Below are 25,899 nucleotides of genomic sequence, written 5' to 3' on the forward strand. Positions count from 1 at the left end.
GGCGACACCTGCGGCCCGGCGGAGCCGGTTCCGCGGTGTCTCGCGAACCGGAGCCCGCGATCCCGCGCGCATGAAGCGCTCTGGCGCGGTGCTCAGAGCTTGAATGGTCCGATGTGCAAGCTCCCTTCGAGGGTGACCCCCGGGCGACACGAAGTGCGCGCAGGTTCGGGGGCGGGCTAGATCTTCACGCGCCCGAGCCAGATGTCGCGGTACATCGCCCAGTCGCCCATGAAGGAGTAGAGCGGCCGCTTGAAGGAGGCCGGCCTGTTCTTCTCGAAGCCGAAGTGGCCGACCCAGGCGAAGCCGTAGCCCGCCACCAGTCCGGCCAGCAGCCACCAGGGGTTGAACGTGACGACCAGCGCCACCAGGCACAGGAGCGAGATCGTCGAGCCCGCGAAATGCAGGCGCCGGCAGGCGAGGTTGGCGTGCTCGGTCAGGTAGAACGGATAGAACTCGGCAAAGCTCTCGAAACGGCGCGGATCGACGGCAGATCCGGGGGCGGTCGTGGTGTTCATCGGACGGATCTCCTTGCTGTGTGCTGCGGGAGGGCTTTGTCCATAATAGCCACGGCCTTGCGATGGCACCATCCGGTCATTCCTTCCCACCTTAGACGCATCGACCTTGAGCGCACTACCCGACGCCTCCAGCACCCCCGAATCGGCCGGACCGGCCGGCGATGCGCCGTGGGTCGTGTGCCTGTGCGCCGAGTGGTGCGGCACCTGCCGCGACTACCGGCCCCTGCTCGAGCAGGTGGCGCGCGCGCACCCGCAGATGCGCTTTGCCTGGGTCGACATCGAGGACCACGCCGACATCGCCGACGCCTTCGACGTCGAGACCTTCCCCACGCTGCTCGTGGCAGGCGCCGACGGCACGCGCTTTCTGGGCCCGCTGCTGCCGCACGCCGAAACGCTCTCGCGCATGCTTTCCGCGCTGCAGCCGCCCAAGCCGTCGAGCCTCGACGTCGACCTGCTGCTGGCGGTGTTGAACAGAAAGCCGGCCGCCTTCACGGTCTGACCCCCAACCTTTCCCGCGGACTCCCATGAAGATCCTGATTTTTGGCGCCACCGGCATGGTGGGGCAGGGCGTGCTGCGCGAGTGCCTGCTGGCGCCCGACGTGGAAAGTGTGGTCGCCGTCGGCCGCAACCCGACGGGACAGCAGCACGCGAAACTGCACGACCTGGTCCACAAGGACATGTACGACTACGGCGCCATCGAGGCGCAGTTGCAGGGCTTCGACGCCTGCTTCTTCTGCCTGGGCGTGTCGTCGGTCGGCATGAAGGAGCCCGAGTACAGGCGCATCACCTACGACCTGACGCTGGCCGCGGCCACGGTGCTGGCGCGGCTCAACCCCGGCATGACCTTCACCTACGTGACCGGTGCCGGCACCGACAGCAGCGAACGCGGCACCAGCATGTGGGCGCGCGTGAAGGGCGCCACCGAGAACGCGTTGCTGCGCCTGCCCTTCAAGGCGGCATTCATGTTCCGCCCCGGCATGATCCAGCCCCTGCATGGCATCCGCTCGAAGACGCCGCTGTACGACGCGGCCATCGTCGTGCTCAAGCCCGTGCTGGGACTGGCGTTCAGGCTGTGGCCGAACCGGGTGACGACAACCGAGAAGCTCGGGCGCGCCATGCTCGCCGTCGCGCGCAAGGGCGCGCCGAAGGCGGTGCTCGACCCGGCGGACATCAACGCGCTGGGCTGAGTTGCGTCCTCGGGCCAAGCTCCTGCGCGCGCTGGGCAGCCTGCTGCTGTCGGGCACCTGCGTGGTGCCGGGCGCACATGCCCAGCCCCATGCGCCGCCGAAAGACACCTGGCCGCAGCGCCCCATCCGCATCGTCGTGCCGTTCTCGGCCGGCGGCGGCAGCGACATGGTGGCCCGCGCGTTCGCACAGAGCCTCGCGGCGCAGCTCGGGCAGCCGATCGTGGTGGAGAACAAGCCCGGCGCGGCCACTGTCATCGGCACCGAATCGGTCGTGCGGGCCGCGCCCGACGGCTACACGCTGCTGCTGTCGAGTTCGACCAGCTTCAGCATCAACCCCGCGCTGCGCAAGCGCCTGCCGTACGACCCGTTGCGCGACCTGGCGCCCATCGCCATCGTCGCGCGCACTTCGCTCGCGCTGGTGGTGGGGCGGGAGGCGCCGTGGCATTCGCTGCACGAGGTGATCGCCGCGGCCAGGGCCGAACCCGGGCGCATCCGCTACGGCACATTCGGCGCGGGCTCGGGGCCGCACCTGGCGGGCGAGATGATTTCGAGGGCGGCGGGCATCCGGCTGCAGGCCATTCCGTACCGCACCACCGGCCAGCTCATGGTGGCGCTGAACAACAACGAGGTCGACCTGGGCATCGAGGTGGCCGGCGCAGTGGCATCGCAGGTGCAGGCGGGCACGATGCGCGCGATCGCCGTGCTGGGCCGCGAGCGCTCCCGCACCTTCCCCGAGGTGCGCACGCTCGCCGAGCAGGGGCTGCGCCAGGCCACCTTCGAGGCCTGGTTCGGTCTGGCTGCGCCAGTGCGCACGCCGGCGGCGGTGATCGGTAGGCTCTCGCGCGCCGTCACCGTGGCCGCAGGCGATGTAGAAGTTCAGGCGACGTTGCGCGCGCAGGGCATGGAGCCGATATCGCTCGGCGCGGCGGCCTTCCGCACCGAGGCGGAAGACGAGATTGCGCGCTACCGCGTCGAGGCGGAGCGCGCGGGCCTTTCGCTGGACTGAGGCGCCGGGGCTTCCGGCACCTCGAGGCTCAGGACAGGAAGTCGCGCAGCACGAACAGCACCTCGTCGGGCGCCTCGCTCATCAGCGAGTGGCCGGCGTGCACCGTGACCACCTTGCCGTTGCGCGCCTTGCCCACCAGGGCCTTGGTGGCGCGCGGCGGCGTCATCTGGTCGGCGTCGCCCAGCAGGAACAGCACCGGGCATTGCACCTTCTCGATGGCCGATTCGCCGTTGGCGTAGTCGTTGCACGCCTTGAAGCCGATGTGGAACACGTTGGCCTCTCGGTTGCTGGCCAGCACGCGGCGCATCAGCGCGCGGGAGCTGCCGTAGAGCCAGGTGCCCGGTCCGAGCGAGGAGGGCGGCGGCGCCAACAGCGAATGCGAGAAGGTGTTGACCATGGCGATGGCCCGCTGCGGGTCGCTCACCGAGCTTTCGAGCAGCGCGGGCGACACCACCATCGGATACGCGGTGCCGACCATCGCGAGCTGCGTGATGCGTTCCGGCGCGCGCGCGGCGGCCTCGAGCGCAATGAGCGAGCCGAAGCTGTGGCCGACCAGCGCCGCTTTCTGCACGCCCGCCGCGTCGAGCAGCGCGATCACGAACTGCGCTGCCTCTTCCACGCTGGCCGGCGGTGCGCCCGCGCTCTTGCAGTGGCCGGGCAGGTCGACCGCGAGCACGTTCCAGCCGTGGTTGGCGAACCAGCGGCTCTGCAGGATCCAGACGCTGTGGTCGTTCAGCACGCCGTGGATGAACACAACTGTGGGCTTGGCCGCATCGAAGGGCTTGCCGCCGGTGTAGCAGTAGGTGGCGTGGCCGTTGACGGTGTAGTCCATGTCAGGCACCTGCCTTTTCCGCGGCCTTCAGCGCACGCTTCAGGTCGTCGATCAGGTCGGACGGGTCTTCGAGCCCGATCGACAGGCGGATCGTGCCCTGGGAGATGCCCGCGCCCGCCAGCGCCTCGTCCGTCATGCGGAAGTGCGTGGTGCTCGCCGGGTGGATCACCAGGCTGCGGCAGTCGCCCACGTTGGCCAGGTGGCTGAACAGCTTGAGCGTCTCGATGAAGGCCTTGCCCTGCGCGCGGCTGCCCTTGATGTCGAAGCTGAACACCGCGCCGGCGCCGCGCGCGCCGTGGCGCAGCAGCTTCTGCGCGAGCGCATGGCTCGGGTGCGATTCGATCAGCGGATGGCCCACGCGCGAGACGAATGGGTGCGTGGCGAGGAACTCGACCACCTTCTGCGTGTTGTCGATGTGGCGCTCCATGCGCAGCGGCAGCGTCTCGATGCCCTGCAGGATCAGCCACGCGGTGTGCGGGCTCATCGAGGCACCGAAGTCGCGCAGCCCTTCGCGGCGCGCGCGCAGCAGGAAGGCGCCCACGGTGCTTTCCTCGCTGAAGACCATGTTGTGGAAGCCGTCGTAGGCCTGTGTCAGTTCGGCGAACTTGCCCGACTTCTCCCAGTCGAAGCTGCCGCCGTCGACCACCACGCCGCCGATGACGGTGCCGTGGCCCGACAGGAACTTGGTGGCCGAGTGATAGACCAGGTCGGCGCCCCAGTCGAAGGGCTTGATGAGGTAGGGCGAGGTCAGGGTGGAGTCGACCAGCAGCGGCACGCCGGCCTCGTGCGCGATGTCGCTCACCGCAGGGATGTCGAGCACGTCCAGCCCGGGGTTGCCCACGGTCTCGCCGAAGAAGAGCTTGGTCTCGGGGCGTACCGCGGCGCGCCAGCCGTCGAGGTCGCCCGGCTTCACGAAGGTGGTCTCGATGCCGAAGCGGCGCATCGTGTAGTGCAGCAGGTTCTGCGAGCCGCCGTACAGGGCGGTGCTGGCCACGATGTGCGAGCCCGAGCCCATGAGCGTGGCCACCGACAGGTGCAGCGCGGCCTGGCCGCTGGCCGTGGCGATGGCGCCGATGCCGCCCTCGAGCGCCGACACGCGCTGTTCCAGCACCGCGTTGGTCGGGTTGCTGATGCGCGAATACACGTGGCCGGCACGCTCCAGGTTGAAGAGCGCGGCCGCATGGTCGCTCGACTCGAACACGAAGGAGGTGGTCAGGTGAATGGGCACAGCCCGCGCGCCGGTGGCGGGGTCGGGCGCGGCGCCGGCATGCAGCGCGAGGGTATCGAAACCGGGGTCGGAATATCCGGGCATTGGGGCCTTTCTCAGTGTGCGCGGTTGTCTCTGGGGTCGCTTCGCAATGCTCCGTTACGTCTGCGATTCATGCGTTCGCGACAGGGGCGTGCGGGTCGGCGTCGATTGTGGGCTATATTCAAAAAAGGCACCCCGCCGACACCGCTTCATGCATACCCCAGAGATTGCTCACACCGAGCCGAGATTGAGTCCCGAGAGGAGCACACGATGAAAGTCAGCGACATCCTTCGCGTCAAGGGCAATACGCTCTTCACCATCACGCCAGACGACAGGCTGGCAGAAGCCGCCAACACGATGGCGGAAAAGGACATCGGTTCGCTGGTGGTCATGGAGCACGGCGACCTTGTCGGCATGCTCACCTTCCGCGAGGTGATCGTCGCCATCGTCAACAACGGCGGCCAGGTTGGCACCACGCTCGTGCGCAAGGCCATGGACGACGCGCCCGTCACCTGCACCCTCGAAACCGACCTCGACGAGATCCGTCGGATCATGCTCGAGCGCCATGCACGCTACATGCCGGTCATGGACAAGCGCATGCTCATGGGCGTCATCAGCTTCTACGACGTCGCCAAGGCCGTCGTCGACAGCCAGAACTTCGAGAACAAGATGCTCAAGGCCTACATCCGCGACTGGCCGGCCGAAGACGAAAGCAAGACCGGCTGAGCCCGGCACCCGGCAAGCCCCGCCAGTCCAGAGCCAGGAACACCGCGGAACCGGCTCCACTGGTCCTAAGCTGTCGCCCCCGGTAGAGGGAAGGCGAAGCGGACACGAAGTGCCGCGCAGCCTGGGGGCGAGCCGTGAACACCGCGGAACCGGCTTTGCCGGGCCGCAGGTGTTGCCCCCGGTAGGGGGAAGGAGAAGCGACACGAAGTGCGCGCATCCTGGGGGCGAGCCCAGGAACACCGCGGAACCGGCTTTGCCGGGCCGCAGGTGTTGCCCCCGGTCGGGGGAAGGAGAAGCGACACGAAGTGCGCGCATCCTGGGGGCGAGCCAAGAACACCGCGGAACCGGCTTTGCCGGGCCGCAGGTGTTGCCCCCGGTCGGGGGAAGGAGAAGCGACACGAAGTGCGCGAAGCCTGGGGGCGAGCCTAGCTACTCTTTGATGTTGGCGGTCTGCACGATCTTCTGGTTGCGCGCGTACTCCGCGTGCACAAACTTCCCGAACGACTCCGCCGTGCCGCTGCCCGGCAGCGCGCCTTGCTCCATCAGCTTGGCGCGCACACCCTCTTCCTGAAGCACCGCGTTCAGTTCCTGGTTGATCTGGGCGACCACGGCCGGCGGCGTCTTCGCGGGCGCGAAGATGCCGGTCCAGCTCACCATGTCGAAGCCCTTGAGGCCGGGCATCTCGTCGAAGGTCGGCACGTTGGGCAGCGCGGCCAGCCGCTTGCTGCTGGTGGTGCCCAGTGCCTTCAGGCGCTTGCCGTTCACATGCGGAATCGCGCTCGTGCTCACCAGCATCGCCAGGTCGACCTGGTCGCCGATGACGTCGGTAGCGATCTGGGCGCCACCGCGATAGGGCACGTGCGTCACGAAGATGCCGCTGCGCTCCTTCAGCAGTTCCATCGACAGCTGCAGCACGGTGCCCACGCCCGAGGTGGCGTAGTTGAACTTGCCGGGCCTGGCCTTGGCGAGCTTCACGAAGTCGCCGAAGGTCTGCGCCTCAAGGCCGGGGCGTGCCACCAGGACCATGGGCGCGGTGTTGAGCAGGCCGACCGGCGCCAGGTCCTTCAGCGGGTCGAAGCGGAAGGCCGTCGGATTCACCAGCTTGCCGATGGCGATGGCGCTGTCCGGGCCCACCACCAGCGTGTAGCCGTCGGGCGTCGCATTCACTGCCTTGGCCACGCCGATGGCGCCGCCTGCGCCGCTCACGTTCTCGATCACCACCGACTGCTTGAGCCGCTCGCCGAGTCGCTGCGCAACGAGCCGCGCATTGACGTCCACGCTGCCGCCGGCAGTGAACGGCACGATCAGCGTGATGGGCTTCGCGGCAGGCCATGCCTGGGCAAGGGCCATGGAGGGCAGCGCCGCGCAGAGTGCGGCGGCGAGAAGCAGACGGCGAGGCGTGTGCATGGCGTGGGTCATCCTTGGTGGTCGGGGGAAGGGGCGGGCTCGTCGGCGAGGCGGGCGCGCAGCGAGTCGTAGGCGTCGCTCCACTGCGTGCGCCATTCGCGGCGCTGCGTGTCGTCGATCCACGCACCATCGAGGCCGTTGTGCATGAAGCCGCGCAGGTCGTCGAGACCGAAGCCGAAGTCGCGCACCATCATCAGCCAGGCCTGCGTGGGCGTGACCTTGTGCAGCGTCGGGTCGTCGGTGTTGGGATGGATGCGGAGGCCCAGGCCGGGCATGCGGCGGATCGGGTGGTCCAGGGCCCAGCGGTCGGCGGGCAGCGTGCGCAGGTAGTAGGAATTGGTCGGCACCACGGTGAAGATCACGCCGCGTTCGGCGCACTGGCGCGCGAAGTCGGGCTCGTCGACCACCGTATAGCCGTGGTCGATGCGGTCGACCTGCAGCACGTCGAGCGCCGTGCGCACGTTGGTCCACGGCATGCCGAACTCGCCCGCGTGCGCGGTGGTCTTCAGGCCGGCTTTCTTCGCATTCGCATAGGCCTGGGTGAACAGCTCCGGCGGCCGGTCGTTCTCGCGGTAGTCGATGCCGATGCCGATCACCTCGTCGCAGCGGTGCGACGTGACCCACTCGACCATTTCCACCGCCGCCTCGGCGCTGGCCTCGCGGTCGATGGCGGCAATGAGGCGCCCGACGATGCCGAACTCCTGCTGCGCATCGTGGATCGCGCGCACGATCGCACCTTGCGCCATGGCGTAGGGAATGCCGGACGCGTGCACCGTGCCGGTCGGGTTCCAGAAGAACTCGGCATAGCGAACGTTGTGCGATGCCGCGTCCTGCAGGTATTCCAGCGCGAGCTGGTAGAGATCGCCGGCGCTTCGCACCAGCTGGGCGTCGAGCGCGCGGAGCACCCGCAGCACGCCGACCGGCTTTTCGCCCCGTGTGTAGAAGCCCTCGATCTCGTCGGCCGCCAGCGGCGCGCCGGCGCGCAGGTTGAGTTGCTTGAAGGTGTCGTGGCGCACCGTGCCGAACAGGTGGCAATGCAGCTCCACCTTGGGGATCGCACGCAGGAAGGGCTCCAGCGTGAAGGGGACAGGCGTGGGGCTGGTCATCGAAGCAGTCTAGTCAGGGCGACCTCATAAGGAAAATTTTGAATTTCTATAATTTGATTCACCCGATCAATAACCGATGCAACCAGGAGTGACCATGGCCGCCTTGCCCCTGCGTGCGCTCACGATGCGCCAGTTGCAGTTCTTCTCGGTCCTGGTGGAAGAAGGCCAGTTCGGCCGTGCTGCAAAACGGCTGGCCATCACGCAGCCGGCGCTCAGCAATGCGATCAAGCAGATGGAAAAGCTGCTGGGCGTCGAACTGCTCACGCGCTCGACCCATCGGCTGGAGCTCACGCCCGTGGGCGCCGAGGTGCTTGCACGCACCGACTTCCTGGTCAACACCTTCGAAGTGGCGCTGCGCGACATCGAAAGCACGGTACAGCGCGGCCGGGCCTTCGTGCGCATCGGTGTCATTCCGTCGGCCGCAGCGCGGGTGGCTGCTGCGGCCGGCGAGTTCACGCAGGGCGCGCAGAGGGACCTGGAGCTGGCCTGGCGCGACGCGCCGTCCAACACGCTGCTGGCCGAGGTGCGCAGCGGCCAGCTCGACATGGCGGTGGCCGCCATCACCGAGCCGCCGGGCGGGCTGGCCTGCATCGACCTGTTCCGCGACCCGCTGGTGCTGGTGGTGCGGCGCGACCATGCGCTGGCCGCGGCGGGCGACGCGGACTGGGAGGTCATCGGCAAGGAACGGCTGGTGCTGTTCGAGACCGGCAGCATGCCGGCGCTGGGCAATCCGGCGCGCGCACAGTTCGCGCAGGGCGCCGAGTCATACCGCGTGAGCTACTCCGAAACGCTCTATGCGCTGGTGCGCAGCGGCCAGGCGCTGGGGCTGATGCCGCGCCTGTACACCTCGTCGCTGCGCGACCCCGAACTGGCCGTGGTGCCGCTGCTGAAACCGCGCATCGAGCGCCGCGTGGTGCTGGCCTACCTGCCGGGCCCGATGCGCAACGTGGTGGCGCAGGAGCTCATCGCATTCCTGCGCGAACGGCTGCCGCAGGCCGCCGAACCGGCCGTGCGGCGTATGAAGGCCCCGCGGGTGCGCCGCTGAAAGTCATTCCATCCGCACCTCGCGCCTGAAGCGCTCGAGCGTCCAGCCATCGCCGAGCAGGAACATGCGCGTGTGGAGCTCGGTCAACGTGCGGGCTTCGATCTCCTTGCCGAGATAGCGCAACCGCCTGGCGCGCAGATCGACGAAGCCTGCCTCGTGCTGCCGCGACAGGCACTGCCAGAGCGCATGCGCGCCCGGCGACTGGCGCGCGCCGCTCATGAGGCAGATGCCCTGAGCCAGTGCCCAGCCATACACCGCCGAGGCCAGGCCGCGGCGCTGGAACGCCGGGTCGTACTGCGAATGCGGCGCGCGGATGTGGCGGTCGGCGCGGCGGTCGAGTTCGATGAGGCGGTTGAACACGGTGTAGCCCACGAGGCGGTCGCGGCGCGTGTCCTCGATGTAGACGTACAGCTCGCCGTCGGCCTCGCGACAACGTGCCCGCAGGCCCGGGTCGCCGAGCACGAGATGCGGCATGTCCTGCAGGCGGTCGCCGAGTGCGCGCATGCGTTCGTGCACCGGCAGGAGCGTGTCCGCGGGCTTCGCCCTGCGCGGGTCGACGTCGATCCGCAGCTCGGCAGGGCGCAGCAGCCAGCGGGGCGGCAGGGCGAGAAAACGTGGCAGAAGAGGCAGCAGAAAGGGCGACAGCAAAGGCGGCGCCAGCGCCAGGCCGGGCGTCATTGCGCCGGCGCCGCGGCGCGGCGTCCCTGCCATTGCGCGAGCGCGCCGTGCGGCACCACCAGCACATCGCTCGTGGACCATCGCAGCACGCGCAGCGCCACACTGCCGAACAGGAAGTCCATCAGCGCCGTGCCGCGCCGCTTGCCGACCACCAGCAGGTCGGCGTTCGTGTACTGCTGCTGCACCGCGGCCTGCCGCGCGGGGTCGCCGCGCCCGATCGACGACACCACGCGGTTGCGGCGCGCGGTCGTCGCGTCGGACAGCCACAGCATCCGGTCTCGCGCGTGGCGTGCACAGGCGTGGCGGTAGGCGTCGATGACGTGCACCGACACATCGGCCTGCCGCAGCTTGCCTTCGTGCATGGCGTTGAAGGCGTGGAACAGTTCGATATCGGCCGCGCTGTCGAACGCGCAGGCGAGGTCGACCAGCGGACGCGATTCGTCCATGAGGTCGACGGCGACGAGCACGCGCCGGTAGCCGTTCGCACGCGCATCGAGCCGTACGACCAGCACCGGCTTGCGCGCCTTGCGCAGCAGCCGTTCGGCGGGCTGGCCCAGGAAGAAGCCGGTGGCGGAGCGGTCGGGATCGTCGGCGATCACGACGAGATCGCACCAGCCCGCCTCCTCGGCGGCGCCCTCGAGGCCGCCATGCGTGGTGTCGACCTTCTTCACGAGGATGCCGAAGCGCTCGGCCGCGTCGACGCACACCGCGCCGAGGCCCGCTGCCGCATTGGCATCCGCAGGGCCTGCGAAGCCCGGCGGGGCGTACATGATCTTCAGCAGCGCGCCGTGCGCCGAAGCGATGGAAGCCGCGCGCACGACGGTTCGCAGGCCCGGCGCGGACAGGTCCGTCACCGCCAGGATGGATTGGATGTTCATCGGTGTTCTTTCCGCATGACGAAGCCGGCCGCCGCAGCAGCGACGTGCGGCGACAGGCAAGGAAATCAGCTGGGGAAAGCGCGGCGTGCCCGTGCGGGCGCGCTACCGCGCGGGTGGGGCCCGGCGGTCGATGAAAGGTGCTGAAGGAGGGAGAGGGAGGCTGACCGCCGGGCTCAGAGATCTGCGAGGGTCTGGTGCGACCCCGCAGTCATCCGCGCAGTGAAGACTGCGCGCGACCTGTTGCGGATGAAAGCCTGGCGTTGCATGGGTCGGAGTGTAGGAAGCCGCGGGCACCGGGGCAAACAATGGCCTCACGGTGCTTGCCGGATTGCAGGCACCGGCGCGGAATGTGGAGCGCCGAGTGCCGAGCGTCCAGCGCCGCGTGTTTCGCATCGAGGCTCAGTCGCTCGCAGGCGGCAGGCCCAGGCCGGCCTGCGCGAGCTTGCGCTCGATGTTCTGCGCGGCGAGTTGCAGGTCGCCGAGGTGCGCCGAGACGATCTCGCGCTCGCTCTTCACCGCCGGCAGCCAGGCGCAACTGAGGCAACCGACCACCGCGCCTTCGTGCCGCAACGGCACCGATACCGCGCCGAAGCGGTCGGGCGAATCGAGGCTGGTCGCGGTCGGGTCGCGCGCCACGTAGCCGAGGTCGCGTGCGTGGGCCACCATGCGGCGGATGTGCTCGGGCCGCCGCGCGCTGCGGTCGAAGTCGTTGGGCGAACGCGCGAGCGCCGCCAGGATTTCGCGCCGCTCTTCCTCGGGGCAGAACGACAGGTAGCAGCGGCCCAGCGACGACAGCAGCATCGGCGGCCGGAAGCCGAGCGCGCGGTAGTTGACGGCGAGGCCGTTGCGCGGCCGGTCGGTGTCGAGGATGAGCATCGCCGTGCCGTCGCGCACGCCGAGGTCGATGGGCCATGGCACCACGCGCTGCAGGGTGGCGCGCGCGCTGGCCGCCAGCGCCGAGAGGCGCGTACGCCATGCCACCACCGGGCCCGATTGCCCGATGGCCGAGGTGGGCACGTAGCGCCTGTCGTGCTCGCTGCGCTCGACCCAGCCCGCGTGCTGCAGCGTCTTGAGGATGCGCAGCAGCGTGGCCTTCGACAGGCCGGTCTGCCGGTGCAACTCCTGCAGGGTGACTGCGGACGAGCGCTGGATGGCCAGCATCACGTCGAGTCCGCGGCGCAGCGCGTCGATCGACTTCACGCTGTTCGCGCCGGCGGTATCGGACATGTGCTTACCCTCAATTGGTTCACTGAGTGAAACTATATCTTCTGGCTGCGCGACCGCGTTCCTACAGTCCGATCGACCTCCAACGTCGTTCCCACTGAAGGAAAAGAGCATGATGTTTCACCACCGAAACGCGGTCCGTGCGGCTGCAGGAGCCATTCTTTCGCTATGTGCCGCGACAGCGGCCCTGGCGCAGGCCTGGCCTTCGAAACCGATCACCATCGTCGTCGCGTATCCCGCGGGCGGCGACACCGATGCCATCGCGCGCACCTATGCCGAGAAGCTCTCGCAGCGCGTCGGGCAGCCGGTGCTGGTCGACAACCGGCCCGGCGCGAGCGGCATGATCGGCAACGTGTGGGTCGCGAAGGCACCTGCCGACGGCTACACGCTGCTGTTCACGCCCAGCACCTTTCCCATTGCTCAGCACGTGATGAAGGCCGGCCCCGGCGTGGCGCACGACGTGGTGAAGGACTTCACGCCCGTCGTGAAGACCGGGAACATTCCGCTGCTGCTGGTGACCGCACCGTCCACCGGCATCCAGACCGTGGCGCAGTTCGTGGCCGGTGCCAAGGCCGGCAAGACCACCACCTACGGCACGCCCGGCGCGGGTTCGCCGATGCACATCGCGGGCGAGTTGCTCAACAAGGACGCGGGCATCTCGGCCACGCATGCGCCGTACCGGGGCGTGGCGCCGGTGGTGAACGATGCGCTGGGCGGCCACATCAGCGTGGGCTGGATCACGCCCGGCGCCGTGGCCGGACACATCACCGCGGGCAAGCTCATTCCGCTCGCGGTGGCGGAGCGCCAGCGCACGCGGCTGATGCCCGGCGTGCCGACCTTCGTGGAGCTGGGCTACAAGGACGTCGACGTGAGCGCTTGGATGGGCCTGCTCGGCCCCAAGGCGATGCCGGCCGACGTGGTGCAGGCGCTCAACAGGCACTTCAACGAGATCCTGCGCATGCCCGACGTGCAGGCCAAGATGGCCGCGCTCGGCATCGAGCCCGTGGGCGGCGCGCCCGCCGTGCTGGCGCAACAGATCTCGGACGACGACCAGCGCTTCGGCAAGCTGGTGCGCGATTTCGGCATTCGTGCCGACTGAAAAACCCACAAGGAGACGAAACATGCTGAGCGAAGAAAAGAACCGCCTGCTGACCGAGGTCGGCCCCGGCAAGCCGATGGGCGACTACCTGCGCCGCTACTGGCACCCGATCGCGGGCGCGAGCGAGTTCGAGGACAAGGCAGTGAAGCCGCTGCGCATCCTGGGCGAAGACCTGGTGCTCTACAAGGACCTGAGCGGCAACTATGGCCTGGTCGACCGGCGCTGCCCGCACCGCAATGCCGACATGTCGTACGGCTACGTCGAGAAGTGCGGCCTGCGCTGCAGCTACCACGGCTGGCAGTACGACCAGGAAGGCCAGTGCATCCACCAGCCCTTCGAGGAGACGCTGGACCCGGGCGCGCGCATGCGCAGGAACACGAAGATCAAGGCCTATCCGGTGCAGGAGAAGGCCGGCCTGCTGTGGGCCTACATGGGCCCGCAGCCCGCACCGCTGCTGCCCGACTGGGAGCTGTTCAACTACAGGAACGGCTTTGCGCAGGCGGTGTTCGCGGAGATTCCGTGCAACTGGTTCCAGTGCCAGGAGAACTCCATCGACCCGGTGCACTTCGAGTGGACCCACAACAACTGGACCACGCGGCTGCAGGGCGACGAAGGGCCTTATGTGCCCACGCACCTGAAGCTGGCCTTCGAGGAGTTCGAGCACGGCTTCGTCTACAAGCGCCTGCGCGGCGGCGAGCGCGAGGACAACGTGATGTGGACCACCGGCCGCGTCACGCTGTGGCCCAACGGCTTCTTCCTGGGCCATCACTTCGAATGGCGCGTGCCCATCGACGACCACCACACGCTGAGCGTGCTGTGGGTGCTGAGCCGCCTTCCGGCCGAGCAGGAGCCCTACGTCCAGGAACGCATTCCCTCGTGGTACGGTCCCATCAAGGACCCGGTGACCAACCGTTGGATCACCAGTCACGTCGCCAACCAGGACTTCGTCGTGTGGGTGGGACAGGGTGCCATCACCGACCGCACGCGCGAGAAGCTGGGCCAGAGCGACAAGGGCATCGTGATGATGCGCCGCCGCTTCTTCGAGGAGATCGAGGCGATGCAGGCCGACCCGGCGCACGAGCCGAAAGGACTGATCCGCGACCCGGAGAAGAACCGCGACCTGTTCCTGCCGTCGGCCTGCCGCGAGGAGATGCTCAACGGCCTGCCGCGCAAGGAGCTGGCCGCGCATCCGCTGCTGGGGCCGTACCTGAAGGACTTCTTCGGACAGGCGGGGCAGCCCGACGATGTGCGCGCGGCTTACGAGAAGGCCATCGGCCAGAAGGTGCAGGGCGCGACCTTCTTCAAGGTGCACGGCGCCGGAAGCGAGGAGGCCGACGAGGTCGGAGAGGCGGCCGAGGGCGCCGCCAGGGCCTAGTGCCGGAACATCCGCAGGTCGAGTGCGCTTTCCTCGCCGAGCCACATGGCGTGCGCCGTGTGATCGGCGAAGCCGTCGCCCGTCACGCCGTGCACGAACACGTCGAGGCCATCGCGGTTGGCTTCGAGCCAGCCGATGACCTGGTCGAACTCGGCTGCGTCGAAGGCCAGCTGGCAGCTCCAGTGCGGGTGCGGGCCGACCAGCCGTTCGTGCAGGCGCCCGACCACCACCATCAGTTCCCGGCCCGCGCGCTCGCACAGGGTGCGAGCCTGCGCGAGCGTGTCGGGCGCGAAGTAGACGTGGGCGTGGTATTGGGCGTAGAGGTTTTCGGGGCGGCGCGGCATGGTGCGCTCATTGTGGCGGCAACAGGAATCGCCCGCTGTAGCGGAAGACATCGCCGAACCAGCGGTGCTGCAGCCGCATCTTCATGGTGAAGTGGTCGGGGTCGTCGGCGTCGGGGCGCTCCTCGACGTAGGCGGTGCCCAGGAACAGGCCCAGCGGCAGCGGAATGCGCAGGCCTGCGACGCGCCAGACGTAGCCGAGGTCGCGGAACACCAGCGCGCCTTGCTCGGCGCTCACGGCCAGGCGCATGCCGATGCCGAAGCGCACGTACTCGATCACTTCGGCGCCCTGGCTCGCGTCGTGTTCCATGTGCGAGCGGAAATGAAAGGGCGGCCTGCCGGGAAAGTGGAAGACGCGGTCCCAGAGGAGATGCGCGTTGTCGGGGCGGCAGCTGTAGTGCACCTCGATCGGCACGTTGCTGCCGGTGTGCGGCACCAGCGCGCCGAAGAGGCGTCCGAAGGGCATCAGCAGTGCCGCCCAGCGTGCATGCCACACCTCGCTCATCGTGCCGCGCACGCACACCTGGTCGTCGGAGAACGGTGCCATGGCGTAGTGCCGGCGGATGACGTCGCCGAGCTGTTCCCACGCGGGGCCGAGCGCCTGCTGGAAGACCGGTGTGTGCCTCATCCGGCCGCCGTGGCAACGGCCTCGCTGCGGGCCTTGTAGAAGCGCAGGATGTTCTCGGAGCCCTTGCCCAGCAATGCCTGCAGCACGCGGTCGGCGTACCAGTTGAAGCGCGTGCTCAGGCGCCACGACACGTCGATGCGCAGCTCGGTGCCGCCGTCGCGCGGGGTCAGCGTGTAGGCGGTGTCGCGCAGGTCGAAGTACTGGCCGCCGATCATCACGTGGTCGTCGAGCGAGCCGGCGGGGAACGAGTCGGGCGTGAAGCGGTACTGCCACCTGAGCAGTCGACCGGGCTGCCAGTCGGTGATGATTTCGTCGAAGCGCACGTTCTTCTGCCAATGCACTTGCCGCACGCGGCCCTCGGGCGTTTCGACCGTGACGCCCGACACGGGCATCGGCACGCCGATGCGGTAGGCCCAGGCGTCGCCGATCTCGCCGGGGCGGATGTCGCGTGCATCGTTGAGCTCGCGCCACACGCGCTCCGCGGGCGCCGCGATGAAGAGCGTGCGCGAGGTGTGCGAGAACCGGTCGGGGTTGGGCAGCTGGGGCTCGACGGCGCCGAGCACCAGCGGCAGCACTGCGAAGCCGTAGACGGCGTGCTTCGGCCAGTTGGTGATGCGGCACACGATGCCCATCGCCAGTCCGCCGACGCTGCCCATCACCGCGAACAGCGGCACGATGACGATGGCGCAGATGATCCCCTCGATGAACACCACCAGCGTGCCGATGACGAACAGGGCGGTGGCCACCCACGGCGCCCAGAGGTAGTAGCCCCAGCTGCGCCGCTCGATGCGTTCGGCCAGGTACACCGTGACCGCCCCGCACACGGCGGGCACGAAGTACACGAAGGAACCGAGCATTGCCGAGAAGCGCTGGCCCGGGCCGCCGCTGAAGACGATGCGCAGCACCAGCGCGATGGCGGCGCCCGCGAGGATCGGCCAGAACCATGCGAAGGGCATGCGGCGCGGGGGCGCTTCAAGGGTGTCGCTGGTCGCCGGCATGGCGGGATCGCCGAGCCTGCTGTCTTCTCCGGAATCGTTGTGCATCGAAATTCTTCTCCTCGTCGTTTGATTCGTTCTGTCGGCCCGGCAGGTTCAGATGGCGCGGCGCCGGGCGGTGACCATGCAGTAGTCGAAGTCGCGCCAGAACATGCCCAGCGCGAGCGCGCAGTAGCTGGCCACGATGTGCTTGCGGCGCCACGGGCTGAGCCTGCCGCGCGCCTTCCAGAGTTCGGCCAGCGTGAAGCGCGTGGCCAGCACCGGAATGTGCAGCGCGCTCGGCGCCACGCGCCAGCGCAGCGACTTCACCTCGATGTCCTCGAAGCCGCTGCGTTCCAGCGCGGCGACGAACTCGTCGCGCACCGCCAGCGTGGGCACGGCCCAGCTGTCGGCCCACAGGCGGTGCAGCCATTGCGCCACGCGGCCGGGCGTGCGCCGCAACAGGAAGCCGTCGACCACCGCGAGCCGCGCGCCGGGCTTCAGCAGGCGCGCGGCCTCGCGGATGAAGTCCGCCTTGTCGGTGCCGCTGGCATAGCAGGCGCTCTCCACGGCCCAGGCCCCGTCGGCCTGCGCCGCGGGCAGGCCGGTGCGGGTGTAGTCGGCCTCGATGTGCGCCATGCGGTCTGCAACGCCGGCGGCTGCATCGAGCCTGGCGGCGATGCGGTTCTGCACGGCGACGTTGGTCACGGTGATGGCGCAGAGCGAGGGGTCGTCGCCGACCAGGGTGCGCGCGGTGGCGCCGGCGCCGCAGCCCAGGTCGAGCACGCATCGGCGCTGTGCGGCATCGGCCGGCGCCTTGCCGAGTTGCAGCGCGCGGCCGATCGCGCGGTTCATCTCGACCAGCATGCCTTCGCGGCGCAGCGGGTTCAGGCCCGCGCGCCAGAACCCGAAGTGCATGTTGTAGCTGGGGCTCCAGGCGCTGTAGTCGGCTGCGACCTCGGTGAAGTAGTGCCGGGTGTCTTCGGCCGTGATCGGTGCGGACGAAGTGCCGGCAGCGGTGTGGGCCGCGCCTTCGTGCGGCATGCGGACATCGGGCTGAAAAACGGTGGGCATGGGGGTTCCCTCGGTTGCTTGTTCTTAGGCGTGCGGCGTTCAGAGGCGGCAGTTGCCTTGGCTGCAGGAAGGCGCCGTGCGCCCGGCCAGCCGGGTCGCGAGCCAGCGTGGAATGCGATAACGATTGCGCGCCAGCAACGCGTACGCGCGGTCGGCCAGCGGCGCGACGAGAGGCAGGTCGAGCAGCAAGCTGCCGCTCGGCAAGCCCACGGCCGTGCGGCAGATGCGGATCGCCGGCACGCCGACGAACACCAGGCCCTGCGCATCCGTCACGTGGATGGCCGCCATCAGCGCGTCGCGCGATGCCGGGCCGTCGACGAAGTCCTGCGGCGAGCAGTCGACCAGTTGCAGCCGGCCGGCCGCATCGCGCGCCTTCATGCTGCCCATCTCGGCGGAACAGATCGCGCAGCTGGCGTCGAAATAGACAGTCATCGGGTAGGTAGTGTGGGTGATGGAGGTCATGCTGTTCTTGGTTCTCGATATTTCTGTTGAAACAGAAATTGATGCGCAAAAAAAGGGGGGAAGTCAGATCATCGGAAGGCTGGCGTGGTGTGCGTCCGGGTCTTCGCCCTTGCCCGCGGGTGCCCCATCGCCGCGCACGAATCGCTGCACGCTCGCGCCCAATGTGAGCACCTTGTCGAGCGTGCCGGGCGACAGCCGCAGCATCTCGTCGGCCCAGGTGGCGAGCTTCTCCATCAGTTCCATGGTCGAGCGGATCCGGTCTTGGGCGTCGGCCGGTTCCTTCTGGAAGTCGGGGCTGGAGACCAGCTCGCGCAGCACGCGCACGGTGGGATCGAACTCGCGTTCCTTGCGCTCGCGCACCACGGTACGGAACAGCTCCCACACGTCGACACTGGTCTCGAAGTAGTCACGGCGGTCGCCCAGCGTATGGGTGATGCGCACGAGGTTCCAGGCCTGCAGTTCCTTCAGGCTGTTGCTGATGTTGGAGCGCGCCACGCCCAGCGTGTCCGACAGCTCCTCGGCGTTCATCGGTTTGCCGTGGGCGAAGAGCAGGGCGTGGATCTGCGAAACGGTGCGGTTCACGCCCCACATGGAGCCCATTTCGCCCCAGTGAAGGACGAATTTGCGTTGAATGTCGGTGAGTTCCATGGGTTGCAGTTTAGGTTTTACGAAATTTCTGTCAATAGAGAAATTAAAAACCGTGGACAACCAGGATGCATTGGAATACTGTATGAATAAACAGTAATTGCCGTTGCAAGGAAGCCGTCATGTCGTCCGTCTCGATTCCCATCCACGCCATCAAGGGCCGCGGCGCGGCCACGCGGTTGGCGCACCGTTTCACCAGCGACGAACGCAGCGCCTACGACGACGGCTGGGGCACCCTCGAGGAAGGCGCGGCCGAGGCCGCAGAACTCCAGCCCCTCGCCACCGAGGTGCGCTTCGAGGATGTGAAGTCGGCGCTCAACGGCAACGATTCGCCCGACATCTCCTTCGACCGTTCGATCAACCCGTATCGCGGCTGCGAGCATGGTTGCATCTACTGCTTTGCGCGGCCCACCCACAGCTACCTGAACCTATCGCCAGGGCTCGACTTCGAGACCAAGCTGATCGCCAAGCGCAACATCGTCGAGGTGCTGCGCACCGAGCTTGGCCGCAAGAGCTATCGGCCGAATTACATCGCCATCGGCACCGCCACCGACTGTTATCAGCCGATCGAGCGCGAACTGCGGCTCACCCGTTCGGTGATCGAGCTGCTCAAAGAAACGCGGCATCCGTTCGCGCTGGTCACCAAGTCGAGCGCCATCGAGCGCGACCTCGACCTGATCGCTCCCATGGCCGCAGAGCGGCTGGCCGCGGTGTACGTCACCGTGACCACGCTCGACGGCGAGCTCGCGCGCAAGCTGGAGCCGCGCGCCGCCGCACCGCAACGCCGGCTGCGCACCATCCGCACGCTGACCGAGGCGGGGGTGCCGGTCGGCGTGAGCGTGGCGCCGCAGATCCCGTTCGTCACCGAGGACATGGAACAGGTGCTCAACGCCGCGTGGGAAGCCGGTGCGCGCAGCGCCTTCTATACGGTGGTGCGCCTGCCGTGGGAGGTGGCGCCGCTCTTCAAGGAATGGCTGGCGCTGCACTATCCGCAACGCGCCGATCGCATCATGGCGCGCATCCACGAAATGCGCGGCGGCAAGGACTACGACGCCGACTTCGCCACGCGCATGAAGGGCTCCGGCCTGTGGGCCGACCTGATCCACCAGCGCTTCATGAAGGCGACGAACCGGCTGGGCTACAACCGCGAACGCATCCCGATGGACATCGATGCGTTCCGGCCGCCAGGTGCTGCGGGGCAGGGCAGCCTGTTCTAGTTGCTGTCGCCGGCGGGCCTGAGCAACGCGGGAACGGACGCAAGAGACGGGTGTTCCTAACTGCCTTGCGCCTGCCCGACCACCGCCTGCGGCCTGCAACCGGCCGTGGCATCGTCGGCGCCGCACCAGTCGCCGCCCAGCGCCTTCACGAGAAACACCGCGGTCAGGAGTCGCTGACCCTGCAGCTGCGCCGCTTGCCGCTCGACCGTGAGCAGCGACTGCTGCGCGGTGATGACGTCGAGGTAGGTCGAGGCGCCACCTTCGTAGCGGCTGGTCGCCATGTCGAGCACGCGGCGCGCGGCCGCCACGGCCGACTGCGCCTGCGTGGTCGCGCTGTCGAGCGCCGACAGGCCGGTGATGCCGTCCTCGACCTCCTGGACGGCGGTGAGCACGGTGCGGCGGTAGCTGCCCACCGTGGCGTCGTAGCCGGCCTTGGCGAAATCGACGTTGGCGCGGATGCGCCCGCCGTCGAACAGCACCTGCGTGGCCGAGACGCCCACCGACCACAGCAGGCTGGGGCCGTTGAACAACGTCTCGATCATGCGGCTGTCGACTCCCACGGTCGGCGAGATGACGAAGCTCGGGTAGAAGGCCGCGGTGGCCACGCCGATCTGCGCATTGGCCGCGGCCATGGCGCGCTCGGCGGAGGCCACGTCCGGGCGGCGCTGCAGGATCTCCGAGGGCACGCCCAGCGGCACCGCCGGCGGCCGGATCTCGCGCAGGTCCACCGGCAGCGTGAAGTTCGGAGCGGGCGTGCCGGTGAGGGTGGCCAGCGCATGCTCGTATTGCGCGCGCTGCTTCTTCAGCACGTCGACCTGGGTCAGCGTGGTCTCGAGCAGCGCCTGCTGCTGCGCCACGTCGAGACCCGACACCGCGCCCAGGTCGTGGCGCGCCGTGACCAGCTCGAGCGCGCGTCGCTGCAGGCCGATCGAGCGCGAGAGCACGTCGAGCTCGATGTCGGTCGAGCGCAGGTTGAAGTAATTGTTGGCCACGTCCGCGCTCAGCAGCAGGCGCGTGTTGGCGAGGTCGGCGGCCGATTGCTCGGCCGAGGCCGACGCGCCCTCGACGCTGCGCTGCACGCGGCCGGCCAGGTCGAGCTCGTAGCTGGCGTTGAGCGACAGCGCGAAGTCGTTCTGCACGGTCGACGCGTTGGCGCTCGCATAGTTGGTGAGAGGGCGGTTGGCCGAGATCTTCAGGCGCGAGGCGCGCGTGCCCAGGCCCAGCTGTGGGTACTGGGCGGCGGTGCTGGCCGACAGCGTGGCCCGGGCCTGCGCGAGTCGCGCATTGGCGATCGCCAGTGTCGGGCTGCCAGCCAGCGCCTGCGCCTGCAGGGTGTCGAGCGTGGCGTCGTCGAAGCGCTTCCACCACGGGCCCTTGTCGATGCTGTCGCTCGGCGCGCTCACACGCCACGGCTCCTCGAGCTTCCAGCTCACGGGCAGCGGCGCGTCGGGCGCCTTGTAATCGGGGCCGACGGCGCAGCCTGAGACGAGCGCGACCATCGCGAGCACGGCGGCGGCCGCGGCGGCAACCGGCGGTCGCAGCTTCACGCGGGTTCCTTCTTGGCGGCAGCCGGCGCGGCGGGCGCACCCGGGCCGGCATTGCCGGCGGCCGGCGGCGCCTCGGGCGCAACCGCCACCACGTCGCCTTCCGCCAGCGAGTCGGAGGGGTTGAGCACCATGCGGTCGGTGCCTTCGAGCCCGTCGATCACCTCGACGTTCTCACCGTAGTTGCGTCCCAGCGTCACGGGCCGCAGGTTGATGCGGCCTTGCGCGCCGACCACCGCGATGCGCGTGCCCTCGGCGCGGAACAGCAGCGCATTCGACGGCACGGTGAGCGTGCGGCTGGCCGCCAGCGGCAGCGACACCTGCACATAGGCGCCAGGCAGCAAAGCGCCGTCCTTGTTGGGCAACGACACTTCCACCTGCATCATCCGCGTGGTCGTGTCGATGGCGCCCGAGGTGCGCGCCACTTCGCCCTTGAAGGTCTGGCCGCGCAACTCGGCCTGCGTCACCACCACCGGCTGGCCGGTCTTCACGAGCTGGGCATAGGCCTGCGGCACGTTGATGTACACGCGCAGCGGATCGGTCTGCGCCAGCATGAAGAGCGCCCGCCCGGCGCCGCCGCCCGCGCCGGCATCGATCAGGTCGCCGGTGTCGACGTTGCGCCGCGTGATCACGCCCGCGAACGGCGCCACCACGCGCTTGAAGCCCTCGGTCTGTTTGAGCCGCTGCACGTTGGCGTCGGCGGCGGCCACGTTGGAGGTGGCTTGCGCCACCGCGCTGCGGCGCTCGTCGAGGTCCTGCTGCGAAACCACGTCTTTCTTGCGCAGCGCCTCCCAGCGCTCGGCGGTGCTCTGCGCCAGCGCCAGGCCCGATGCCGCCTGCGCGCGCGCGGCCACGGCCTGCGACAGTTGCTGGTCGATCTCCGGCGTCTCGATCTCTGCAAGCAGCTCGCCCTTCTCGACGCGGCTGCCGATGTCCTTGGTCCAGCGCTTGAGGTAGCCGCTGGCGCGCGCCGAGATGGGCGATTGCACGAAGCCCTGCAGCGTGCCCGGCAGCGACAGCGTCTGGCCGGCCGTGGGCGTGCGGGGCAGGGCGGTCTGCACGTACTGCTTTGCGCGCTCGCTGGTGCCCGCCTCGAGCGCACGGGCGTTGGCCATGCGCACGAACACGGTGCGCGCGGCGCCCAGCGCCAGCACCGCCAGAACGATCAGCACCAGCCAGCGCGTGCGCCGCACGATCTGGCGGCGGCGCAGCAGTTCGCCGTCTCCCTCTTCGGCCGCGATCGGGTGGATGCCCAGTGCGGAATGGCGTTGCTCCGTCATGGCCGGCTCGGCACGGGGCCGTTCCCGATGCGAGCTGCGGCCGCGGCGGCCGGCAGCGAATGCACGAAGTGAATGAGCGTGGGAGTCAAGACTTCAATTCTCCTGGGGCGCCGCGCCGGTGGGCGGCTGTTGCGCGTGTTGCTGCTGCCCGGCTTCGCGCGCCGCCCGGCGATGCGCAAGCCGACTGTGCACCCCCGCGAAGACCGCGGGAACGAAAAACAATGTCGACACCGTGGCAAAGACCAGGCCACCGATCACCGCGCGGCCCAGCGGTGCGTTCTGCTCGGCGCCTTCGCCCAGGCCCAGCGCCATGGGGATCATGCCGATGATCATGGCCAGCGCCGTCATCAGCACCGGACGGATGCGGGTGGCGCCGGCTTCCAGCGCGGCCGACAGCGGCGGAATGCCCGCCTGCAGCCGCTCGCGTGCGAAAGACACCAGAAGAATGGAGTTGGCGGTGGCCACCCCCATGGTCATGATCGCGCCCGTGAGCGCCGGCACGCTCAGCGTGGTGCCGGTGATGAACAGCATCCATGCGATGCCCGCCAGCGCGGCCGGCAGCGCGGTGATGATGATCGCGGCGTCGAGCCACGACTGGAACGTGACCACGATCAGCAGGTACACCAGCACGATGGCCATCGCCAGGCCCACGCCCAGGCCGATGAACGACGACTGCATGGTCTGCACCTGCCCGCGGATCTCGACCCGGCTGCCACGGGAGAGATTGGGCCGCATCTCGTCGACCAGCTTCTGCACCTTCGAGGCCACGCTGGCCAGGTCGGTGCCCTGCACGCTCACGTAGACGTCGATGACGGGGGCGATGTTGTAGCGCGACATCACGGCCGGCTGGCGCGCCGCCTGTGCATCGACGAGGTTGCCCAGAAGCTGCTGCGAGCCCGTGGTGCCCGCCGCGGCGCCCGCGCCGACCGGGATGTTCAGCAGCGAGTCGAGCGAATCGACCACGTACTGCGGCGACTGCACCGCGATGCTGTAGACCACGCCGTTGACCGGGTTGAGCCAGAAGGCCGGCGCTGTCTGCGAGCTGCCCGACAGCGCGATGAGCACGTTCTGCCCCACGTTGGAGGCGGTGAGCCCGTACTGCTGCAGCCGCGTGCGGTCCATCTGAAGGCTGAGCGCGGGGCCGTCGAGGCGCTGGTGCACGTGAGCGTCGACCGCACCCGGGATCTGCCGGATCGCCTTGGTCAGCTCGGCCGCGCGGGCGGCGTTGCCGGCCAGGTCGTTGCCGCTGAACTGCACGTCGATGGCCGCGGGCAGGCCGAAGTTCAGGATCTGCGTGACGATGTCCGCCGGCTGGAAGAAGAACTCGGTGCCCGGAAAGCGCCTGGGCAGCTCCGCACGCAGGATCGACACGAAATGCTCGGTCGGCTTGTGCCCTTCCTTCAGCGACAGCAGCAGTTCGCCGTCGAAGGTGCCGATGGTGCCGGCGTTGCTGTAGGAGAGGTTGATGCCGCTGTTGGGCACGCCGAGGTTGTCGAGGATGGTCTCGAGCTGGTCGGGCGGCACCAGCTCGCGGATGGCCGCTTCCACCCGGTCGGTGAGGCGGGCGGTTTCCTCGATGCGGGTGCCGGTGGGCGCGCGCAGGTGCAGGCGGATCTGGCCGGCATCCACGGTGGGGAAGAAGTCGCGCCCCAGCGCGGGGTGCAGCAGGCACGAGAGCAGGCAGAAGCCCAGGAACAGGCCGATGAAGCCGGCCCGCTTGGACAGCACCGCCGACAGCACCAGCGTGTAGGCGCGGCGCACCCGCTCGAAGCGGCGGTCGAAGGCGCGGTACACGCGCTGCAGCGCGCTCTGCTTCGCGCCTTCGGCGGGCGCGTGCTGGCCGTGCGAGCCGCCCATCAGCAGCATCACCAGCGTGGGAACCAGCGTGCGCGACAGCAGGTAGGAGGCCAGCATCGCGAACACCACCGCCTCGGCCAGCGGCACGAACAGGAAGCGCGCCACGCCCGAGAGGAAGAACATCGGCACGAACACGATGCAGATGCACAGCGTCGAGACGAAGGCGGCCGAGCCGATCTCGCCCGCGCCGACCTCGATGGCTTCCTTCAGCGGCGTGCCCAGGTGCAGGTGGCGCTCGATGTTCTCGATGGTCACGATCGCCTGGTCCACCAGGATGCCGACCGACAGCGCCAGTCCGCCCAGCGTCATGAGGTTGAGGGTTTCGCCCAGCGAATACAGCACCAGGATCGACGCCAGGATCGACAGCGGGATCGTCAGCGCGATGATGAGCGTGCTGCGCCAGTTGCCCAGGAACAGCAGCACCATGGCGGCGGTGAGCGCGGCGGCCAGGATGGCTTCGAACACCACGCCCTTCACCGCCGCCTTCACGAACACCGACTGGTCGAACAGCGGCGTGATCTTGATGTCCTCGGGCATCGTCTGCGCGGCGATGGGCAGCATGGCGCGGATGTTGGAGACGATGTCCAGCGTGGACGCGCCGCCGTTCTTCAGCACCGACAGCAGCACCCCCCGCACGCCGTCCTGGCGCACCACGTTGGTCTGCGGCGAGAAGCCGTCGCGCACGTAGGCCACGTCGCGCAGGTAGGTGGTGGCGCCGTTCACCGTGCGGATCGGCAGGTCGTTCAGGCCCGAGATGGCGTCGGGCGAGCCGTTCATGCGCACGTTGTACTCGGTGGCGCCGAACTTGGCCGTGCCCGAGGGAAGGATCAGGTTCTGCGTGTTCACCGCGTTCACCACATCGGCCGGCGAGAGGCCGCGCGCCTGCAGCGCCTGGGTGTCGAGGTCGACCGAGATCAGCCGGTTCTTGCCGCCGTAGGGAAACGGAATCGCCGCGCCCGGCACTGTGATGAGCTGCGGGCGCAGCTGGTTGACGGTGGCGTCGAACAGCGAGTTTTCAGAGCGCGTGGGGCTCGACAGCGCCAGCTGGATCACCGGCACGCTGGACGCCGAATACTTGATGACCAGCGGCGGCGTGATGCCCGGCGGCAGCTGCCGCACCTGCGCCTGCATCGAGGCCACCACCTGCGAGATCGCCATCTCGATGTTGGCGGTCGGCTGGAAGAACACCTTGATGATCGACACGCCCGCCAGCGACTGCGACTCGATGTGCTCGATGTCGCTCACCGTGGTGGTCAGTCCGCGCTCCACCTGGCCCGAGATGCGCTGGCCCATCTCCTGGGCCGGCAGGCCGGTGTAGTTCCAGATGACGCTGACCACCGGGATGTTGATTTCCGGGAAGATGTCGGTCGCCATGCGCGCCAGTACAAAAGGCGTGGCCAGCACGATCAGCATCGCCATGACGATGAAGGTGTAGGGGCGACGCAACGCAAGCTGGACCATGGACAGGACTCTCTGCTTCCGACGGAAAAAGGTTTCGCATCATAAGGAAGTAGATTTAAGTTTGCTGACACTGTGAAACAGGTGTGGCG

General features: G+C 68.7%; 25 protein-coding genes. 8 read left to right on the forward strand and 17 right to left on the reverse strand.

The features are described 5' to 3' along the window. Window positions 1-176 precede the first annotated feature (176 nt). Complete coding sequence (locus AACL56_RS11495; protein ID WP_339089960.1) at window positions 177-515, reverse strand: Mpo1-like protein; 339 nt, start codon at window positions 513-515, stop codon at window positions 177-179. A 106-nt stretch (window positions 516-621) separates the two neighbouring features. Here AACL56_RS11495 and AACL56_RS11500 point away from each other — a divergent pair, with 106 nt between their 5' ends. The 3 genes from AACL56_RS11500 to AACL56_RS11510 are packed head-to-tail and all read left to right on the forward strand — an operon-like array spanning window position 622 to window position 2,708. Then, window positions 622-1,014: a thioredoxin family protein gene (locus tag AACL56_RS11500; RefSeq protein ID WP_339089961.1), complete on the forward strand. Its 393-nt coding sequence runs from the start codon at window positions 622-624 to the stop codon at window positions 1,012-1,014. A gap of 25 nt (window positions 1,015-1,039) precedes the next feature. After that, complete coding sequence (locus AACL56_RS11505; protein ID WP_339089962.1) at window positions 1,040-1,702, forward strand: NmrA family NAD(P)-binding protein; 663 nt, start codon at window positions 1,040-1,042, stop codon at window positions 1,700-1,702. A 1-nt stretch (window position 1,703) separates the two neighbouring features. Next, the gene (locus AACL56_RS11510) at window positions 1,704-2,708 is read left to right on the forward strand and encodes a Bug family tripartite tricarboxylate transporter substrate binding protein (RefSeq protein ID WP_339089963.1); all 1,005 of its coding nucleotides are present in this window, start codon (window positions 1,704-1,706) and stop codon (window positions 2,706-2,708) included. 28 nt (window positions 2,709-2,736) lie between these two features. Here AACL56_RS11510 and AACL56_RS11515 read toward each other — a convergent pair whose 3' ends face one another. Together AACL56_RS11515 and AACL56_RS11520 are read right to left on the reverse strand one after the other, a co-directional pair. Next, window positions 2,737-3,540, reverse strand: a complete 804-nt coding sequence (locus AACL56_RS11515; RefSeq protein WP_339089964.1) for an alpha/beta fold hydrolase — start codon at window positions 3,538-3,540, stop codon at window positions 2,737-2,739. Window position 3,541: 1 nt separating this feature from the next. Then, window positions 3,542-4,852 (reverse strand): O-acetylhomoserine aminocarboxypropyltransferase, encoded by a 1,311-nt coding sequence (locus AACL56_RS11520; protein WP_339089965.1) that lies wholly within the window; start codon window positions 4,850-4,852, stop codon window positions 3,542-3,544. A 207-nt stretch (window positions 4,853-5,059) separates the two neighbouring features. Here AACL56_RS11520 and AACL56_RS11525 point away from each other — a divergent pair, with 207 nt between their 5' ends. Beyond that, window positions 5,060-5,515: a CBS domain-containing protein gene (locus tag AACL56_RS11525; RefSeq protein WP_339089966.1), complete on the forward strand. Its 456-nt coding sequence runs from the start codon at window positions 5,060-5,062 to the stop codon at window positions 5,513-5,515. Between the two features lie 429 nt (window positions 5,516-5,944). Here AACL56_RS11525 and AACL56_RS11530 read toward each other — a convergent pair whose 3' ends face one another. Then, a complete protein-coding gene (locus AACL56_RS11530; RefSeq protein WP_339089967.1) occupies window positions 5,945-6,922 on the reverse strand; it encodes a Bug family tripartite tricarboxylate transporter substrate binding protein in 978 nt (325 codons plus the stop codon). 8 nt (window positions 6,923-6,930) lie between these two features. Beyond that, on the reverse strand, window positions 6,931-8,028 hold the full coding sequence (locus AACL56_RS11535) for an adenosine deaminase family protein (protein WP_339089968.1): 1,098 nt from the start codon (window positions 8,026-8,028) through the stop codon (window positions 6,931-6,933). A gap of 94 nt (window positions 8,029-8,122) precedes the next feature. Here AACL56_RS11535 and AACL56_RS11540 point away from each other — a divergent pair, with 94 nt between their 5' ends. Then, window positions 8,123-9,073 carry a LysR family transcriptional regulator gene (locus tag AACL56_RS11540; RefSeq protein ID WP_339089969.1) on the forward strand — a complete coding sequence of 317 codons (951 nt, stop codon included), beginning with the start codon at window positions 8,123-8,125 and terminating at the stop codon, window positions 9,071-9,073. Window positions 9,074-9,076: 3 nt separating this feature from the next. Here the strand turns inward: AACL56_RS11540 and AACL56_RS11545 are convergent, their stop codons facing one another. The 3 genes from AACL56_RS11545 to AACL56_RS11555 all read right to left on the reverse strand — a co-directional run bounded on the left by AACL56_RS11545 (window position 9,077) and on the right by AACL56_RS11555 (window position 11,856). After that, on the reverse strand, window positions 9,077-9,751 hold the full coding sequence (locus AACL56_RS11545; protein WP_339089970.1) for an N-acetyltransferase: 675 nt from the start codon (window positions 9,749-9,751) through the stop codon (window positions 9,077-9,079). After that, complete coding sequence (locus tag AACL56_RS11550) at window positions 9,748-10,629, reverse strand: universal stress protein (protein ID WP_339089971.1); 882 nt, start codon at window positions 10,627-10,629, stop codon at window positions 9,748-9,750. Before AACL56_RS11550 ends, AACL56_RS11545 begins: the two co-directional genes overlap by 4 nt. Window positions 10,630-11,028: 399 nt before the next feature. Continuing rightward, entirely contained in the window at window positions 11,029-11,856 is an 828-nt protein-coding gene (locus AACL56_RS11555; protein WP_339089972.1) for a helix-turn-helix domain-containing protein, read from the reverse strand. Between the two features lie 109 nt (window positions 11,857-11,965). Here AACL56_RS11555 and AACL56_RS11560 point away from each other — a divergent pair, with 109 nt between their 5' ends. Both AACL56_RS11560 and AACL56_RS11565 read left to right on the forward strand, forming a co-directional pair. Then, window positions 11,966-12,952: a Bug family tripartite tricarboxylate transporter substrate binding protein gene (locus AACL56_RS11560; protein WP_339089973.1), complete on the forward strand. Its 987-nt coding sequence runs from the start codon at window positions 11,966-11,968 to the stop codon at window positions 12,950-12,952. Between the two features lie 22 nt (window positions 12,953-12,974). Beyond that, window positions 12,975-14,327 (forward strand): aromatic ring-hydroxylating dioxygenase subunit alpha, encoded by a 1,353-nt coding sequence (locus tag AACL56_RS11565; RefSeq protein ID WP_339089974.1) that lies wholly within the window; start codon window positions 12,975-12,977, stop codon window positions 14,325-14,327. Here AACL56_RS11565 and AACL56_RS11570 read toward each other — a convergent pair. From AACL56_RS11570 to AACL56_RS11595, 6 genes are all read right to left on the reverse strand, one after another. Beyond that, entirely contained in the window at window positions 14,324-14,671 is a 348-nt protein-coding gene (locus tag AACL56_RS11570; RefSeq protein WP_339089975.1) for a DOPA 4,5-dioxygenase family protein, read from the reverse strand. The genes AACL56_RS11565 and AACL56_RS11570 overlap by 4 nt on opposite strands. A gap of 7 nt (window positions 14,672-14,678) precedes the next feature. Then, window positions 14,679-15,296 (reverse strand): DUF4166 domain-containing protein, encoded by a 618-nt coding sequence (locus tag AACL56_RS11575; RefSeq protein WP_339089976.1) that lies wholly within the window; start codon window positions 15,294-15,296, stop codon window positions 14,679-14,681. Further along, on the reverse strand, window positions 15,293-16,339 hold the full coding sequence (locus AACL56_RS11580) for an SRPBCC domain-containing protein (RefSeq protein ID WP_339089977.1): 1,047 nt from the start codon (window positions 16,337-16,339) through the stop codon (window positions 15,293-15,295). Before AACL56_RS11580 ends, AACL56_RS11575 begins: the two co-directional genes overlap by 4 nt. Window positions 16,340-16,387: 48 nt before the next feature. Further along, window positions 16,388-17,344: an SAM-dependent methyltransferase gene (locus tag AACL56_RS11585; protein WP_339089978.1), complete on the reverse strand. Its 957-nt coding sequence runs from the start codon at window positions 17,342-17,344 to the stop codon at window positions 16,388-16,390. Window positions 17,345-17,383: 39 nt separating this feature from the next. Next, window positions 17,384-17,806 (reverse strand): thiol-disulfide oxidoreductase DCC family protein, encoded by a 423-nt coding sequence (locus AACL56_RS11590; RefSeq protein ID WP_339089979.1) that lies wholly within the window; start codon window positions 17,804-17,806, stop codon window positions 17,384-17,386. 63 nt (window positions 17,807-17,869) lie between these two features. Beyond that, window positions 17,870-18,454 carry a GbsR/MarR family transcriptional regulator gene (locus AACL56_RS11595; RefSeq protein ID WP_339089980.1) on the reverse strand — a complete coding sequence of 195 codons (585 nt, stop codon included), beginning with the start codon at window positions 18,452-18,454 and terminating at the stop codon, window positions 17,870-17,872. A gap of 119 nt (window positions 18,455-18,573) precedes the next feature. On the opposite strand from AACL56_RS11595, the gene AACL56_RS11600 reads away from it, so the two are divergent. Next, a complete protein-coding gene (locus AACL56_RS11600) occupies window positions 18,574-19,668 on the forward strand; it encodes a PA0069 family radical SAM protein (protein ID WP_339089981.1) in 1,095 nt (364 codons plus the stop codon). A 56-nt stretch (window positions 19,669-19,724) separates the two neighbouring features. Here AACL56_RS11600 and AACL56_RS11605 read toward each other — a convergent pair whose 3' ends face one another. The 3 genes from AACL56_RS11605 to AACL56_RS11615 all read right to left on the reverse strand — a co-directional run bounded on the left by AACL56_RS11605 (window position 19,725) and on the right by AACL56_RS11615 (window position 25,816). After that, on the reverse strand, window positions 19,725-21,167 hold the full coding sequence (locus tag AACL56_RS11605; protein ID WP_339092852.1) for an efflux transporter outer membrane subunit: 1,443 nt from the start codon (window positions 21,165-21,167) through the stop codon (window positions 19,725-19,727). A 44-nt stretch (window positions 21,168-21,211) separates the two neighbouring features. Next, window positions 21,212-22,492, reverse strand: a complete 1,281-nt coding sequence (locus tag AACL56_RS11610; RefSeq protein ID WP_339089982.1) for an efflux RND transporter periplasmic adaptor subunit — start codon at window positions 22,490-22,492, stop codon at window positions 21,212-21,214. 93 nt (window positions 22,493-22,585) lie between these two features. Beyond that, window positions 22,586-25,816: an efflux RND transporter permease subunit gene (locus tag AACL56_RS11615; RefSeq protein ID WP_339092853.1), complete on the reverse strand. Its 3,231-nt coding sequence runs from the start codon at window positions 25,814-25,816 to the stop codon at window positions 22,586-22,588. Window positions 25,817-25,899: the final 83 nt, after the last annotated feature.

It is taken from the genome of Variovorax paradoxus, from assembly GCF_902712855.1.
Classification (GTDB): Bacteria; Pseudomonadota; Gammaproteobacteria; order Burkholderiales; family Burkholderiaceae_C; genus Variovorax; species Variovorax paradoxus_Q.

Bases quoted from the DNA above. Each gene is read 5' to 3' on its own strand.
- AACL56_RS11495 (WP_339089960.1), bottom strand. From the start codon at position 515: ATGAACACCACGACCGCCCCCGGATCTGCCGTCGATCCGCGCCGTTTC.
- AACL56_RS11505 (WP_339089962.1), top strand. From the start codon at position 1,040: ATGAAGATCCTGATTTTTGGCGCCACCGGCATGGTGGGGCAGGGCGTG.
- AACL56_RS11515 (WP_339089964.1), bottom strand. From the start codon at position 3,540: ATGGACTACACCGTCAACGGCCACGCCACCTACTGCTACACCGGCGGC.
- AACL56_RS11520 (WP_339089965.1), bottom strand. From the start codon at position 4,852: ATGCCCGGATATTCCGACCCCGGTTTCGATACCCTCGCGCTGCATGCC.
- AACL56_RS11525 (WP_339089966.1), top strand. From the start codon at position 5,060: ATGAAAGTCAGCGACATCCTTCGCGTCAAGGGCAATACGCTCTTCACC.
- AACL56_RS11530 (WP_339089967.1), bottom strand. From the start codon at position 6,922: ATGCACACGCCTCGCCGTCTGCTTCTCGCCGCCGCACTCTGCGCGGCG.
- AACL56_RS11535 (WP_339089968.1), bottom strand. From the start codon at position 8,028: ATGACCAGCCCCACGCCTGTCCCCTTCACGCTGGAGCCCTTCCTGCGT.
- AACL56_RS11540 (WP_339089969.1), top strand. From the start codon at position 8,123: ATGGCCGCCTTGCCCCTGCGTGCGCTCACGATGCGCCAGTTGCAGTTC.
- AACL56_RS11545 (WP_339089970.1), bottom strand. From the start codon at position 9,751: ATGACGCCCGGCCTGGCGCTGGCGCCGCCTTTGCTGTCGCCCTTTCTG.
- AACL56_RS11550 (WP_339089971.1), bottom strand. From the start codon at position 10,629: ATGAACATCCAATCCATCCTGGCGGTGACGGACCTGTCCGCGCCGGGC.
- AACL56_RS11555 (WP_339089972.1), bottom strand. From the start codon at position 11,856: ATGTCCGATACCGCCGGCGCGAACAGCGTGAAGTCGATCGACGCGCTG.
- AACL56_RS11560 (WP_339089973.1), top strand. From the start codon at position 11,966: ATGATGTTTCACCACCGAAACGCGGTCCGTGCGGCTGCAGGAGCCATT.
- AACL56_RS11565 (WP_339089974.1), top strand. From the start codon at position 12,975: ATGCTGAGCGAAGAAAAGAACCGCCTGCTGACCGAGGTCGGCCCCGGC.
- AACL56_RS11570 (WP_339089975.1), bottom strand. From the start codon at position 14,671: ATGCCGCGCCGCCCCGAAAACCTCTACGCCCAATACCACGCCCACGTC.
- AACL56_RS11575 (WP_339089976.1), bottom strand. From the start codon at position 15,296: ATGAGGCACACACCGGTCTTCCAGCAGGCGCTCGGCCCCGCGTGGGAA.
- AACL56_RS11580 (WP_339089977.1), bottom strand. From the start codon at position 16,339: ATGCACAACGATTCCGGAGAAGACAGCAGGCTCGGCGATCCCGCCATG.
- AACL56_RS11585 (WP_339089978.1), bottom strand. From the start codon at position 17,344: ATGCCCACCGTTTTTCAGCCCGATGTCCGCATGCCGCACGAAGGCGCG.
- AACL56_RS11590 (WP_339089979.1), bottom strand. From the start codon at position 17,806: ATGACCTCCATCACCCACACTACCTACCCGATGACTGTCTATTTCGAC.
- AACL56_RS11595 (WP_339089980.1), bottom strand. From the start codon at position 18,454: ATGGAACTCACCGACATTCAACGCAAATTCGTCCTTCACTGGGGCGAA.
- AACL56_RS11600 (WP_339089981.1), top strand. From the start codon at position 18,574: ATGTCGTCCGTCTCGATTCCCATCCACGCCATCAAGGGCCGCGGCGCG.
- AACL56_RS11605 (WP_339092852.1), bottom strand. From the start codon at position 21,167: ATGGTCGCGCTCGTCTCAGGCTGCGCCGTCGGCCCCGATTACAAGGCG.
- AACL56_RS11610 (WP_339089982.1), bottom strand. From the start codon at position 22,492: ATGACGGAGCAACGCCATTCCGCACTGGGCATCCACCCGATCGCGGCC.